Source organism: Rhodococcus sp. JVH1, assembly GCF_000280725.2.
Lineage (GTDB): Bacteria > Actinomycetota > Actinomycetes > Mycobacteriales > Mycobacteriaceae > Rhodococcus_F > Rhodococcus_F jostii_A.
Window position 1 is genome coordinate 635,346 of the sequence record NZ_CP166289.1, and the last position, 13,597, is coordinate 648,942.

Sequence of the window (13,597 nt, forward strand, 5' to 3'; positions counted from 1 at the left end):
GATCGGACCCGCCCTTACAAGCTGCCGGTGCCCCAACCTCCGCCGAAGCCCGGGTTCCAGCCCCCGCCCCAGCCGCCGCGATCGCCCCCGCCCCAGCCGCCGGGATGACCCCCGCCCCAACCCCCGTAGCGGGCGTGGTCGAAATGACCGGCCACGTCCGTCGGCGCGGTCGCGATCACCGCCGGCTGAACGGGAAGGGGATCCGCCGCGGCCGTCGGTGCGGCGGCGATGGCGACTGCGGCAGCGCCCGCCACCAATACCGGAGTGATGTAGGTCAGTTTGATTCGCATGGTGGTTCTCCTTCGATGGCTCCAACTGAACGCATTTCAGCATGGCGCTGCAGCGAGCCCCTGTCGTCACCGCTGATACCCATCACTGCTTCCCACCAGCGGGAATCGGTAAGTACCAGGCAGCATGCAGCTCCGCGGCAACCCAACTGATTCTGCGGTCGGTGGCGAATGCCGCAGGATCGCTTCGGTCCGCACCAGCGACCAAAGATTCGCGTGCTTACCGAAGCCGACCGTGCCGCCCCGGTCGGTGATCTCCTCTGGCCACGTGCGCAGGTTCGTCGGCGCGGCTCATGGCAAACTGCCACGTCCCACCGCACCGTCGGTGCGCCACGCAGCTAGCGGATTGCGATGGCGAGCGCCTTTCATCCTTCCAGCTACCTGGAACCCCGGCCACCCGCTGGCCGGGACGCGGCGACAGCCGACCACCGCTAACGTCGGATGGCATGGTTACTCTCGGAAGCACCGACCTCGACGTCTTTCCCATCTGCCTCGGCGGCAACGTGTTCGGGTGGACGGCGGACGAGCCGCAATCCCGCGCCGTCCTCGACACATACACCGCAGCGGGCGGCAACTTCATCGACACCTCGAACTCCTACCTCATCGAGCACGGCCGCTCCGAAACGATCATCGGACGCTGGCTGACCGACCGAGGCAACCACGACCGCATCGTCGTGGCCACCAAGGTCGGCGGCGGCCGCGCACCGGTCCGCAACCTGCGCCCGGAGACGATCAAACGCGAGGCACACGCCTCGCTCGAGCGCCTGCAGACCGACCACATCGACCTCTACTATGCACACTTCGACGACGAAGAGACGCCGCTCGATGAAACCCTGCACGCCTTCGACGCGCTCGTCCAAGAGGGCACGGTGCGCCACCTCGGCGCCTCCAACTACACGCCGGAACGGCTCAACTCCGCCCTCGATCTGCAGCGCACACACGGGCTCGCCGAGTTCACCGTCCTGCAGCCGCACTACAACCTCGTCGAACGGGACTTCGAGCGCACGCTACTGCCCGTCGCCGACGCCTGGGACCTCGCCGTACTGCCCTACTATGCACTGGCGAAGGGCTTCTTGACCGGCAAGTACCGGCCTGTCAGCGAGGTCATCGACTCCCCGCGCGCCGAGGGTGCGCGCGCATACCTCGACCAGGGTGGTACCGCGGTGCTTGCGGCACTCGACGAGATCGCCGCCGCCCACGACACCACGGTGCCCGCCGTCGCACTCGCCTGGCTGCTCACCCGCCCGCGGGTCGTCGCCCCGATCGCCAGCGCGCGCACCACCGAGCAGCTCGCGCAGATCCTCCCCGCCGCCACCCTGGCCCTGACACCCGCCGAGATCGACCGACTGTCGGCCGCCACGCACACGGTGTGAGCAAACCCGAGGCGACCAGACTGGCACACGAATGATGGCTAGCGAAAGCTACTGAGACACGGGCACTGTCATGTTCCGGTAGGAATAGAGACTCGTGGACTCACGCTGCTGGATGCCAGCCAGCCCCTCTGACGGCATGTTCGGAGAGATCCTGCCCACCCTGGCACATCATCACCGACGACCGGCCTTCCGCCAACGGCAGCGGATTCGCCCCCGCCCTAGGTGCTGGTGTGACAGTGCTCGGCGATTCCTTCGGGAAGGGGCAAATCAGGTTGTGCGGTCTGGCGGCTTTGAGAGAAACCGATTCCTCGACGATCCCTCGAATACCAGCGCTGCGCAGTCTTTGCGTGGATCTGCCCCGGCGTCCAGAGACCGGTCGCCAGTCGGGCGGCTGTCCGGCCACGGTAGAACGAATCGAGACCCTCGCCGGCCAAATCTTCGAGGGTGCGGGCTATACTCGCGGGCCAGTCCAATCGCCGATGCGAGCACCGTTGCCGCGGGTAGGGAGCCCGCCCGCCTCGAGGAGAGCAGCCATCCGGACACCGCGCCTGGCACGGACACCCTCAGCGGACCTGTGATCGGCATCGATCTCATCGACGCAAAAGCTCAGCCGGAGCGGCGGATCCGCAGGCGCCTGAGGAATTGATGCAGACCTGCGTACCGTATGGGGGTACACCACGGTCAGCGCAGCGGCTGCAGCCACAGCCGCATCGACGGCGTTGCCACCTGCCTCGCGTACGGTACGGGCGGCATCGACCGCGACGCCGTGTGGAGCTGCGACTGCAACACGGTGGTTGCTACCAGAATGGTCGGACATAGGTTTCTCCTGTCAAAGATGTCCTGCGGCCCGGTGAATCTGGCAGCCACCGCGGACACTCCCAAAAGTTGCTGTCCAACGCCCGAAAAGCCGGGCTACAACAGCCACGGTCGCCCGGCCACAGGAATTTGCAACTGGCAGGTTCGCGCGGGGTGCGGCCGACCAATGAGTTTCGCGCGCTTCGGCACGACTTGTTCGGCCCACTTGGCTCTGCTCTTGTTTGATCAGCGGATCCGCAGTGGGCCGAGAGCATCAGCGAAGCGCGCAAGTTCGTCCAGCATTGCTTTTGCGGCGCTTTCCATGATTTCGTTCGGCTCGACGTCCCCATCGGCGTCGAGGAAACTTGTAACGAACGGGATATCCACCGCTTCGGGAATCGGCACCATCTTCAAGGTTGCGACGACCTCCTTGATCATCTGCACTGCCCTGGTACCGGCGGAGACACCGCCGTAGCTGACGAATCCGACAGGCTTGTACGCCCACTCGGTGTTCAGGTAGTCCAGCGCGTTCTTCAGGACCCCGTTGAATCCGTGGTTGTACTCGGGAGTGACGAACACGAACACATCCGCACGGTCGATGGTCGCACTCCAGTCCTTCGTGTGCTGGTGGACGTACTGGCGAAGCCGTGGATGATTCGGTTCGTCCATCATCGGAAGGTTCACCTCGCCCAAGTCGACCAACTCCACCGTGAACCCGCCGTGCTCGACCGCTCATGAGGTGAACCACTGCGCGACGGGGCCGCCGATCCGTCCGGGACGGGTGCTGGCGATCACCACTTGCAACGTTGGGTTCGTTGCGTCTGACTCGACCATGACTGTCCTTCCGGTTGAATCGAGGTAGTGCGGCTCTGTTGAGACCGTTTGCGGAAATTGAATGGGCGGAGACCGCTCCGTGGATGACGACGAATCGACAGGACGGTAACCAGTCGGGCCAACAGGGACGCGACGACGAATACCAGAAAGAACACCGACGACTCGACGGCGTTCTTCATCGCACTTGGCAGGAGAGTGCCTCCGTCGATCGGTGGGGAGGTGGACATGTTACTTCTCCTGAAACTATCTCGGAGACTTGGTGAATGGTTGCTGTGTGAACACGGCGACGAATATTCGAGGAGCGCCGCCGGCGAGGTGTAGGACGGCAGTCCCGCCGTGCAGCGAGGACGCGCGGCACGGCGGGACAGCGAAACGGCCACGGTAGTTGACCCATGGCGCACCAGGCCGCTGGTACGCAGTTACCAGCTCCCGGTACCCCAGTTTCCGCCCCAGGCCGGCCCCCGGTCCCAACCCCCGTGATCGCCCCATCCGCCGTGATGCCCCCAGCCGTCGAAGCGGGCCTGGTCGAAATGGCCGGCCACGGCCGTCGGCGCAGTGGCTACCACTGCCGGCTGAACGGGCAGTGGATCGGCCGCCGCCGTCGGGGCGGCGGCGATGGCTACCGCGGCAGCGCCCGCCACCACAACCGGTGTGATGTAAGTCAGTTTGATTCGCATGGTGGCTCTCCCTCGGTAGTCCGCCTGAACACTTTCCAGCGTCGCGCTACAGCAAGCACCTGTCGTCACCGCTGACACCCATTACTGCTCCCCACCAGCCGGAATAACTGTTTACCTGCCAGCATGCAGTGGCGCCACAGCGAAGCCTGAATGCGCCGATTCGCCGTCGAGGGGAAACGGTCCACCTGCGACGACGAGACGGCAAATACTGAAACCCCAGCACACTGCCCCATTCTCGTGGTTGGGCGCCGCTGCCCGTTGCGGCCTACCGAATCTTTGCACCGAGGCTTCCCACAACCGGGTTCGGCGAGCCGCCCGAACGCTCGTCACCCATTGTCGAGGGCCACACACTTCGGCGGCAGAGCACCGCCCTCGACCCGCCGTGGTCGTCATGGTCCGGCCGGCGTTCAGTCACGCCAACCCATGCCGCCCGACCGTCCGGGGGAGCCGGATCGCCCGCTCTTCCAGTTAGCGCGTAGGGACGATGGCAATTGACGGGAGTGTGTAGATGGACGCCAGCAACAAGGACATTCGGTTACGGCAGGATTCCGCCCACTGCACAGGATTCGATGGCCAAGCGGATCGGAGCGACCGTGATCGAGACACCCGGAAGCCACGCCGTGTACGTTTCGCGACCCGACGTCGTCGCAGATGTCATCCGGCAGGCAGCATCTGCCGTCGAGGAATAGTTACTCGTGGACCCATGTGTCGACGCGATTCACAGAGGCGCGAAAGGAATCTGTCATCTGGATGGATACTGCCGTGGTCACCGGCTCCAGCCACGTTGCCCCGATCGGTATAGGCAAGGGTCCGACCGCGTCGGGTTTCGGGCGTCGAGGAATTTCACGATGATCGGGCCTAGTGTCGCGGCGTTGGTGAGCAGGTCGACGTGCCCGCCTGGGTGCGAATAGAGGGTAGCGTGCGGCAACAGCCGGTGCATGATGCGCGCGTTGATGATCGGAATAATCGGGTCGTCGGTACCAGCGATGATGAGGGTGGGTTGGCGGATCGCGGGGAGGGCGGGAAGGCTCGACCACACCGACCCGGCGAGCAGCTGGTACAGATAGCCGCGGCGGGATCCGGCGGCCAGTTGATGGCCGACGATCTGGGTGATGTCGGCGTTGCCGAAATCGGCGCTGCCGCCGTAGATGGTCGCGGCGATCGAGGCCAGGTAGTCGCGGTCGACGAATCGGCGGGGGGTGATCATCTTCGTCAGGACCGACGGCCGGGCGGGCACCATGAGGACACCGGTTGCGGTGGCGGCGAGGACCAGTCGCCGGCACCGACGCGGGTTCTGGAAGGCGAATTGCTGGGCCAGGGCACCGCCCCACGAATAGCCCAGCATGTCGACCCGTTCGTAGCCGAGGGTGTCCAGCATCCGCCCGACGACGCCCGCAAGGTACGGAATACCGTATGGCCAGCGTGAATTCGGTGATGCTCCGGCTCCGGGTGCATCGAACCGAATCACGGTGCGCTTCACGCCGAGCTGCTCGACCAGGGGGTCGAGGACCTCGAGGCTGGCGCCGATTCCGTTGCACAGCACCACCGGCACGCCGTCGCCGTGTTTGATGGACACTCGCAGGTGCTGCCCGCAGACGCGCACCATTCGGGATTCGTCTGCCGGGTTCACCGCGGGGGTAGTCATCGGTAGATGCGTATCGGTTCGGCGACGCATACGGGTTGCGGCGCGGCGTCGGCTTCGATGGTGATGCCGAAGACGACTTCGATGCCGGTTCGGCGGCGCTGCGCGGCCAGGATCCGGCCGGTGCAGCGGACCTTGGCATCGGCGGCCGCGGGTGCGGGAAAATGGACGGTGCCGAGTCCGTGGTCGAGGGTGGTGGGGGCGCTGTCGATGGAGACCAGGTCGTCGAGGGCCCGCGGGAGCAGTGCCAGGGTCAGGTAGGCGGGGGTGATCGGATTCGCGAGGAGCATGCCGGCGGTCTGCTGCAGGTGGGTGGGGATGGTCCGGTAGTCGCCGGTGGCGTCGGCGAACAGGTTGACCTGCTCGTAGGTGATCTCGTACCAGTCGGTGGTGCCGATCGGCTCGCCGACCAGGTCGAGGAACTCTCTCGGGTGCGCTACGCGGGTGGTCATGGGTGATCCTCACAATTCTTGCGGCGGTTCATCGCTCACGGACATACGAGCCGGGAGCGGGCATCAGCGGCGGCAGGTCCGGGGCGCCGAGCATCGCCGGTGCGGTCTTGTCCGGTCCGCTGCGCTCGGCCAGCCAAGTGGTGTAGTCAGGCCACCAAGAGTCGGGTTTCTGGTCGGCAATTTCGAGCCACTCGTCGGGGTTCTCGGTGTCAGGTGAGGCAACTCGGTAGGAGGCGCGGGGGTTGCCGGGCGGGTTGACCAGCGCGGCGATGTGCCCGCTGGTCGAGAGAACGAACCGGAGGTTGTCGCTGCCGAGGAGGCGCGCGCTGCGGTAGCAGGCCTGCCAGGGGCTGATGTGGTCGGAGACGCCGGCGATCACGTAGGTGTCGACGGTGATCTTGGTCAGGTCGACCGGGGTGCCGAGCATGCTCACGGCGCCGGGGATGGTCAGCGCGTTGCTCAGGCCCATCTGCACCATCTCCTTGTGGAGGCTGGCGGCCATGCGGGTGGTGTCGGCGTTCCAGAAGAGCACGTCGAACGGCGGCGGCGTGCGGCCCTGGATGTAGTTGTTGACCCAGTACCGCCAAATCAGGTCGGTCGGGCGCAGCCAGGCGAATACCTCGGCCAGTGAGCGGCCGTCGAGATACCCGCGGGCCGCGGAGATACGGACAGCGGCCTGGGCGGTGGTCGGGTCGAGGGCGGCGGCGGGGAAGCCGGCTCGGCTCTGGTCCAGCACGGTGACCCCCAGCGTCAAACTCGCGAGGCGGTCGTCCTGCCCGATGTCAGTGAGATGGGCCGCGGTCATCGCCGCCAGCATTCCGCCCGAGCAGGTCGCGAACAGGTGGGTCTGCTCTGCCCCGGTGATCCTCTCCACCGCGTCCACTGCGTCGAGGATCCCTTGCCCATAGGTGTCGAATCCCCAGGTGCGGTGGCGGGCCTTGGGGTTACGCCAGGAGATAGTGAACACCTGCTGGCCCTGGTCGAGGAAGTGCTCGACCATGCTGCGGCGTGGTGAGATGTCGACGATGTAGAACTTGTTGATCACCGGCGGCACGATCAGCACCGGTGTGGTGCGCACGGTCGGGGTGCGGGGGGTGTACTGGATGACCTCCATCACCCGGTTCTGGAAGATCACCGAGCCGGGTGTAGCGGCGACGCTGCCGCCGACGACGAACGCGTCCGGGTCCACCATCGCGGGCACTCGTGGTGTCGTCGCGAGGTCGCGAACAAGATTGCTCATCCCGCGCACGACCGAGGCGCCGCCGGTGTCGATGACCGCCTTGTATCCGAGTGGGTTGAGCAGCGGGTTGTTGCTTGGGGACGCGGCCTCGACGATGTTTTCGAGAGCGAATTGCAGGCGTTCGCGGTCCCGCCAGTCCACGTTGGCGTCGGCCAGCAGTTTGTCGGCGGTCTCCGCGGCGGCGAGGTAGGTCTGCAGGATCCGCCGCAGGAGTGGGTTTCCCGACCAGGCGGGGTCGGTGAAACGTTTGTCGGCCCGCGCCGGGGACCGGGTCGAGGTGCCGCGCGCGATGTCCGCGAGTTCCACGGCCAGGCTGCGGCCACGGCCGAGGAGGAAGTGCGGAGCCCCGGCCAGGCCCGCGCCCAGTCGCAGCCAGGAGCGGTTGGGCAGCATTCGGCGGGTGATCCCGAGTGCCGAGTCGGTCAGTAGTAGGTCCAGCGGCGCGGCGAGCTCCTCTGCGGCGGCTTCGGTGTCGACGACGGTCGAGTCGGTCATGGTTGGTCCTTCGGGATTATCAGTCGGTGCGAGGGTGAATGCGATGGGGGCAGTGACGCTGTGACCGTGCGGCACCGATGCACGGCCAATGGGCCCAGACGTTCTGGCTGTCGGGTGACTGGTGGGTCTTCACATGTCCATGCCGCCGTTGACGCTCCAGACTTGCCCGGTGATGTAGGAGGACGCGTCCGCGGCGAGGAAATGGACGACACGCGCGATCTCCTCGGGTTTGCCTGCCCGCCCTGCCGGAATTTGGCCGGTGAGCCGGGTGAGGACCTTTTCGGGGATCGCCGCGGTCATTTCGGTGTCGATCAACCCGGGCGTCACGGCGTTGACGGTGATGCCGAGGCCGTCAACGGTCCGTCTGCCCGACTTGGCGAGCTGGAATGCGGCTTCCTTCGCGAGCGTCTTGGTCAGCCCGAACAATCCGGACTTCGAGGCAGCGTAGTTGGCCTGGCCGATGTTGCCGGTTTCGCCGACGACCGAGGAGACGTTCACGATTCGCCCGGTTCCACGCTCGAGCATGTGGGCGAGCGCAGCCTGAGAGAGGAAGAAGGCGCCGGAGAGGTTGACCGCGAGGACCGTCGACCAGTCCTCGTCGGTCAGTTCGGCGATTGTCTTGTCGATAGTGATCCCGGCGTTGTTGACCAGAATATCCAGTCGTCCATGGGCGTCGATCACTTCGGCGATGGTGCGCCGGCAATCCGCGGCGGAGCCGACGTTGCCCTGATGCATCGACGCGGACGCGGCGTGCTGTCGGCAGGTTTGGTCCAGATCGGCGACGAACTGTTCGGCGCTACGTTGGTCGCGGCTGTAGCCGACAGCAACGGTCGCGCCCTGGCTTGCCAGACTGTGGGCGATTGCGCCGCCGATGCCGCGAGTTCCGCCGGTGACGAAAGCGACCCGACCGGCCAATTTGTCGGCCGATGTTGTGGCGGCGGCTGTTTCCTGTGTGGCGAGAGTGTTCATGGTGGATCTTTCTGCGGTGGCGGCGTGGGATTGAGGGGTCAGTGGTTGAGGTGTGCGAGGGCGTCGTCTGCGGCGTTGGCGCCGCACATGCCGTGGGCGCCGGGGCCCGGTGGCGTGGCGGCGGAGCACAGGTACATGCCCGGAACCCCGGTTCGGTACGGCGACAATGTTGTTCGCGGGCCGAGCACGAGTTGGCGGATGTCCTTGGAACCGGTGAGGATGTCGCCGCCGATGTAGTTGGGGTTGTAGGTGGCCATCTGCGTGGTCGATCGTGCGCTGTGGGCGGTGATGCGGTCACGGAAGCCGGGAGCGAATCGTTCGATCTGGGCGATGATCGCCTCGGTGGCGTCGCCGGTGTACCCGTTCGGGACGTGTGCGTACGTCCACAGCGGGTGGATGTTGCCGGCGGATCGTCCCGGATCGGCCAGGTACTGCTGCCCGACCAGGACGAATGGCCGCTGGGGCATCCGCCCGTCGTGGATCGCCCGCTCGCTCGCCGCGACCTCGGCGTAGTGGCCGCCGAGGTGCACCGTGCCGGCGCGGTGTGCGTGCGGGTTGGTCCACGGGGCGCCGCCGTCGATCGCGAAGTCGACTTTGAACGCGCCGGGGCCGTGCCGGAAGCGTCGGAAGGCCCTGGCCACCCGAGCCGGCAGGCGGTCCCCGAGGAGGTCGGCGACCGCACTCGGCGCCAGGTCGAACATTGTCACATCCGTGACCGGTAGTTGGGAGACCGCGTCGATCCGGGTTCCGGTCTCGATCTTTCCCCCGAGGTCGACCAGCAACGACGCCAGGGCGTTGGTGATCGACCGCGACCCACCGGCGGCGACCGCCCAGCCGTGGCGGTGACCGGCGGTGATGATGCCCAGACCGATCGCCGAGGTCAGCGGGTAGTGCATTGGCCGGAAAGCGTGGGCGGCTACTCCACCGAACAGGGCTCGGGCCTGTTCGGTGCGGAAGTGCCGAGCGAGCAGGGACGCCGGCAGGACTGTGGGGCCGCCGAACCGTGCCAGGGTGAGCGGGTGCTCGGGGACTCGCAGCAAGGGACGCATGATGTCTTGCGACAGCACATCGAACCTGGTCGACGACCGGTCGAACAGCCGCCGCCACCGGCCACCGTCGCGACCGAGTCCGGCGGCGGTGTCCTCGACGGATCGGTGCAGCACCCCCGCGGACCCGTCGTCGAGTGGGTGCACGCAGTCGATGCCGGGTTGCAGCCATCTCAATCCGTAGCGTTCGAGGTCCAGGGTCTGCAGGAACGGGGATCCGGCGGCCATCGGGTGGGCCGCCGAGCAGTGATCGTGCAGCAACCCCGGCACCAGCGCCTCACTGGATCGGGTGCCGCCGCCGATCTCGTCGGCAGCCTCGAAGACCGTGACCTGCACCCCGCGGCGGGCGAGGGCGACGGCGGCGGCGAGCCCGTTGGGGCCGCTTCCAACCACCACTGCGGTGCTCACGCCAGCGCTCCGTGGCCGCGGTCCTGCTGGTCCCGGTCCGCGTTCTGGTCCGAAGCCAACGTCCAGGTCACCTGCAGCGGAATCGGTCCGTTGGGCAGCCACGGCTGCTCGGAAACGGCGTCGGCAACCTTCCAGGTGCCGCGCTCGATCACCCCGAGTGCGGCGTCAATCAGCTTGTAGTGCTGAACCCCGCTCCCGAATGCCTCCGATTCCACCCAGGCAATGACCGCTTCGCCGGGTTCGAAGTGGGCTTGGCTCTGCACCGCCCGGATCAGGTCCTCGTTGTGCAGGTGGCCGTCACCGAAGTTGAACCCGATCAGCGAGTTGCACAGGAACTCGCCCTCGCGCACGGTGCGGGTGTCGATGTCGGGGAGATTTGTCAGCAGCAGCGAGAACATGCCGCGGCCCTGGCTGTGCATGCTCCGCCACGCGATCGTCTTCTGCAGAGTGATCTCCGCCCACTGCGGCTCGTAGCCGAACGCGACGAACTGATCGATCTGATTGCCCGCCGATCGTGTGACCTGGTTCAGCTTCGTTTCGGCGCCGGGCGCGAACGCCCACACCGCCGACGCCCAGTTGCCCGCGTACTGCCGCATCGACGGCAGGAAGGAGACCTTGTCCGGCCGCAGGTTCCCCAGGATCGGGAAGAACAACAGCGCAGCGACGATAATCAGGGCCAGCCAGGGTGGGGACATTTCCCACGGTGCGTATCCGTCCCAGTTCGGGAAACCGAGGAACAGGAACACCGTGGCGTAGGCGAACAGCACGTTCCATTCCAGCGGGACCGCGAGCGGGAACGTCGAGACGATGAACAGGTGGAACCCGACCATGATCAGGGCGGCGGCGAGGGTGACCCACATGTTCGTCGAGAACAGCAGGATCAGCGGGACCACGATCTCGACGACGGTGCCGTTGCCGTGCGCCATGAAGTCCGCCACTCGCGACGGCCGCAGATCCTTGGGGAAATCGCGGTACTGCGCCCGCTTGAACCACTTGGACGGAACGAACGGGCTGTTGCTGACCATCGGCGGGACGACGTTGGAAAAATGCTTTCCGAACTTGGAGAACCCGGCACCGACCCACACCACGACGATCAGCAGTTTCAGCGCGATGATCATGTTGGCGAACGGCAGTGCGGCGAAAAATACCAATGCCGGCAGGTACTGTTCGCCGCGGGCGGCCAGGAAGATCGTCTTGTCTCGCAGGCCCACCAGCACGAGCAGCGCGATGGGCGCGACGATCAGGGCGGGGCGCACCAGACCGGAGGTGTTGCCGGGCATCACCGCCGACAACGAATCGCTGTGCACCCCCGGCGAAAACAAGGCGATGGCCAGGCTGACCAGCAGGCCGACGTAGAGTACGACGTCTCCCCAGGTGCGCCGGTCACCGGCGGTGAACGGCACCCACCGCCACGGCCGCAGCCGGATGGTCCCGGGCCGCGCCCAGAACAGGATGCCGCCGGTCATCGGCTTGACCTTGCCGGCCAGCGGACCCCAGGACCCGGCGACCCCGATGGTCTCGAGCAGCACCGTCCACAGGACCGCCTTCTGGTACACGATCGGCTGGTTCCACCACTCGCTCACGTGCCAGAAGGCGGGCAGGCCCGAGGTCATCGTGGCGATCGTGATGCCGCCGATTGCGTAGAGGAATATGAGTTTGGCGATGTAGATTGTGTGCACCATCCGGGGTGAACCGAAGCCGTTCTCGGCCCAATCGAGGGCGAGAATCCGCATCCGCTCCATCAGCGGCTTCGTCAGGAAGGTGTCCGGATCGACCGGGGGCAGATCCGGTTTCGTGAAGCTCATGGTGATCGCTCCTGTTTCGGTGGGATGTTCGGTGGTGGGGTCAGGTGGTCTGGTGGTGGCCGGGGAGCGACGCCCGCAGCGCGGGTTTGTCGATCTTTCCGATGGCGTTTCTTGGAAGTTGATCGAGTACGGTGATCTCCACGGGCAGTTTGTATTTCGACAATTGGTGGCGAGTGTGCGCGTGGATTCGGCCCGGCTCGAGGCTGGCGCCGGAGTTCAGAGAGACGAACAGCACCGGCTCCTCGCCGTAGACCGGATCGGCGCGTCCGACGACGGCGGCCTCGGCGACCTCCGGAAGCTGGTAGACGACGTTCTCGATCTCTTTCGGGTAGATGTTCTCGCCGCCGCGGATGATCATGTCCTTGGCGCGGTCGACGAGGACGAGGTACCCGTCCTCGTCGAGCCGGCCGATATCGCCGGTGTGCAGCCACCCACCGGCGAGCGTCGTCGCCGTTTCCTCGGGGCGGTTCAGATAGCCACGCATGACGTTCGGGCCCGCGATGAGCACCTCCCCGGTCTGCCCCTCGGCGACCGGGCTACCGTTCGGGTCGGCGATCCGGATCCGCTGGCCCGGCAACGGCAGGCCGACCGTGCCTGATTTGCGTATGCCGGTAAGTGGGTTCACCGTGCTCGCGCACGCCCCCTCGGACAGTCCGTATCCCTCGACGATCGGGATTGCGTAGCGGGTTTCGAACTTCTCGAGCAGCTCGACACTGGCCGGGGCTGCCCCGCATACCGCGAAACGCACCGACGATGTAGCCGGTCGAACATCCGCGGGCAGGTCGGCCAGCATCGTGTAGATGGTGGGGACCGCCGAGAAATAGGTCGCTCCGCTCTGCTCGATCCGGTCGAAGAATGTCTTCGGGCTGAAGCGGCCCGCGATCGTCGCGCGCCCGCCCGCCAGCAGCGGTGACAGGGCGCCGAGGATGATTCCGTTGACGTGAAACAGGGGCAGGATCAGCAGGCTGTGGTCGGCGCAGGTCAGGGTGAACGCGTCGATGACCATCTGGCACATCGCACGAATATTGGCGTGATCGAGCATCACACCCTTCGGACGTCCCGTGGTTCCGCTGGTGTAGATCAGCAATGCCAGCAGGTCGTCGCGCTGCGGTGGATCGGTCACGGTCACCGGGACCCGAGACGTGAGAGCAATTGGTGAGACCACCGTGACTCCGTCGAGGTCGATCGGCCGGTCGATGATCAACACCTTCGCGCGCGCATCCTGGATCTGGAAGGCCGCCTCGGCGTCGGCGAGGGAAGGGTTGATCGGAGTTGCCGTCGCACCCAAACGCCATGCAGCAAACAGTGATACGACCAGACTGGAGGTGTTGGGAAGCATGACTGCAACCACGTCTCCCACCGCGATCCCGCTCGCCTGCAACGTCGCGGCGGCGCGCTGCACCGCCTGCAGGAACTGTGCGTTGTTCAGGTCGCCGGCGTCGTCGCAAATGCATGGTGCCGTCGGGTTCTGCGCGGCGCGGAGATCGGGCAAAGACGAGAGATTCATGGGCATTCCTGGCGCTCGATGTGCGGGGCCACACAAACGTAAAATTCGAGGGACAACCCCACACCGT

10 protein-coding genes and 1 pseudogene are annotated in these 13,597 nt (G+C 66.1%); 1 reads left to right on the forward strand and 10 read right to left on the reverse strand.

The annotated features are described in order from the left end of the window. Positions 1–14 precede the first annotated feature (14 nt). On the reverse strand, positions 15–290 hold the full coding sequence (locus tag JVH1_RS02990; protein WP_009479839.1) for a hypothetical protein: 276 nt from the start codon (positions 288–290) through the stop codon (positions 15–17). Between the two features lie 443 nt (positions 291–733). On the opposite strand from JVH1_RS02990, the gene JVH1_RS02995 reads away from it, so the two are divergent. Beyond that, a complete protein-coding gene (locus tag JVH1_RS02995) occupies positions 734–1,660 on the forward strand; it encodes an aldo/keto reductase (RefSeq protein WP_009479838.1) in 927 nt (308 codons plus the stop codon). A gap of 1,041 nt (positions 1,661–2,701) precedes the next feature. Here the strand turns inward: JVH1_RS02995 and JVH1_RS03000 are convergent. The 9 genes and pseudogenes from JVH1_RS03000 to JVH1_RS03040 form a co-directional block, all read right to left on the reverse strand. Next, positions 2,702–3,169: pseudogene (locus JVH1_RS03000) on the reverse strand (NADPH-dependent FMN reductase); the annotation flags it as partial. Positions 3,170–3,708: 539 nt separating this feature from the next. Then, on the reverse strand, positions 3,709–3,966 hold the full coding sequence (locus tag JVH1_RS03005) for a hypothetical protein (protein ID WP_009479834.1): 258 nt from the start codon (positions 3,964–3,966) through the stop codon (positions 3,709–3,711). A 766-nt stretch (positions 3,967–4,732) separates the two neighbouring features. Next, entirely contained in the window at positions 4,733–5,611 is an 879-nt protein-coding gene (locus tag JVH1_RS03010; protein WP_043782323.1) for an alpha/beta fold hydrolase, read from the reverse strand. Beyond that, positions 5,608–6,060, reverse strand: coding sequence for a MaoC/PaaZ C-terminal domain-containing protein (locus tag JVH1_RS03015; protein WP_009479831.1), 453 nt, complete (start codon positions 6,058–6,060; stop codon positions 5,608–5,610). Before JVH1_RS03015 ends, JVH1_RS03010 begins: the two co-directional genes overlap by 4 nt. Before the next feature lie 28 nt (positions 6,061–6,088). Continuing rightward, positions 6,089–7,795 (reverse strand): alpha/beta hydrolase, encoded by a 1,707-nt coding sequence (locus JVH1_RS03020; protein ID WP_009479830.1) that lies wholly within the window; start codon positions 7,793–7,795, stop codon positions 6,089–6,091. A gap of 129 nt (positions 7,796–7,924) precedes the next feature. After that, positions 7,925–8,764, reverse strand: coding sequence for a 3-oxoacyl-ACP reductase family protein (locus tag JVH1_RS03025; RefSeq protein WP_009479829.1), 840 nt, complete (start codon positions 8,762–8,764; stop codon positions 7,925–7,927). Positions 8,765–8,802: 38 nt separating this feature from the next. Further along, on the reverse strand, positions 8,803–10,218 hold the full coding sequence (locus JVH1_RS03030) for an NAD(P)/FAD-dependent oxidoreductase (protein WP_009479828.1): 1,416 nt from the start codon (positions 10,216–10,218) through the stop codon (positions 8,803–8,805). Next, the gene (locus JVH1_RS03035) at positions 10,215–12,023 is read right to left on the reverse strand and encodes a DUF3556 domain-containing protein (protein ID WP_009479827.1); all 1,809 of its coding nucleotides are present in this window, start codon (positions 12,021–12,023) and stop codon (positions 10,215–10,217) included. The genes JVH1_RS03030 and JVH1_RS03035 overlap by 4 nt, the downstream gene beginning before the upstream one ends. A 40-nt stretch (positions 12,024–12,063) precedes the next feature. Further along, positions 12,064–13,530 (reverse strand): class I adenylate-forming enzyme family protein, encoded by a 1,467-nt coding sequence (locus tag JVH1_RS03040; RefSeq protein WP_009479826.1) that lies wholly within the window; start codon positions 13,528–13,530, stop codon positions 12,064–12,066. Positions 13,531–13,597 lie beyond the last annotated feature (67 nt).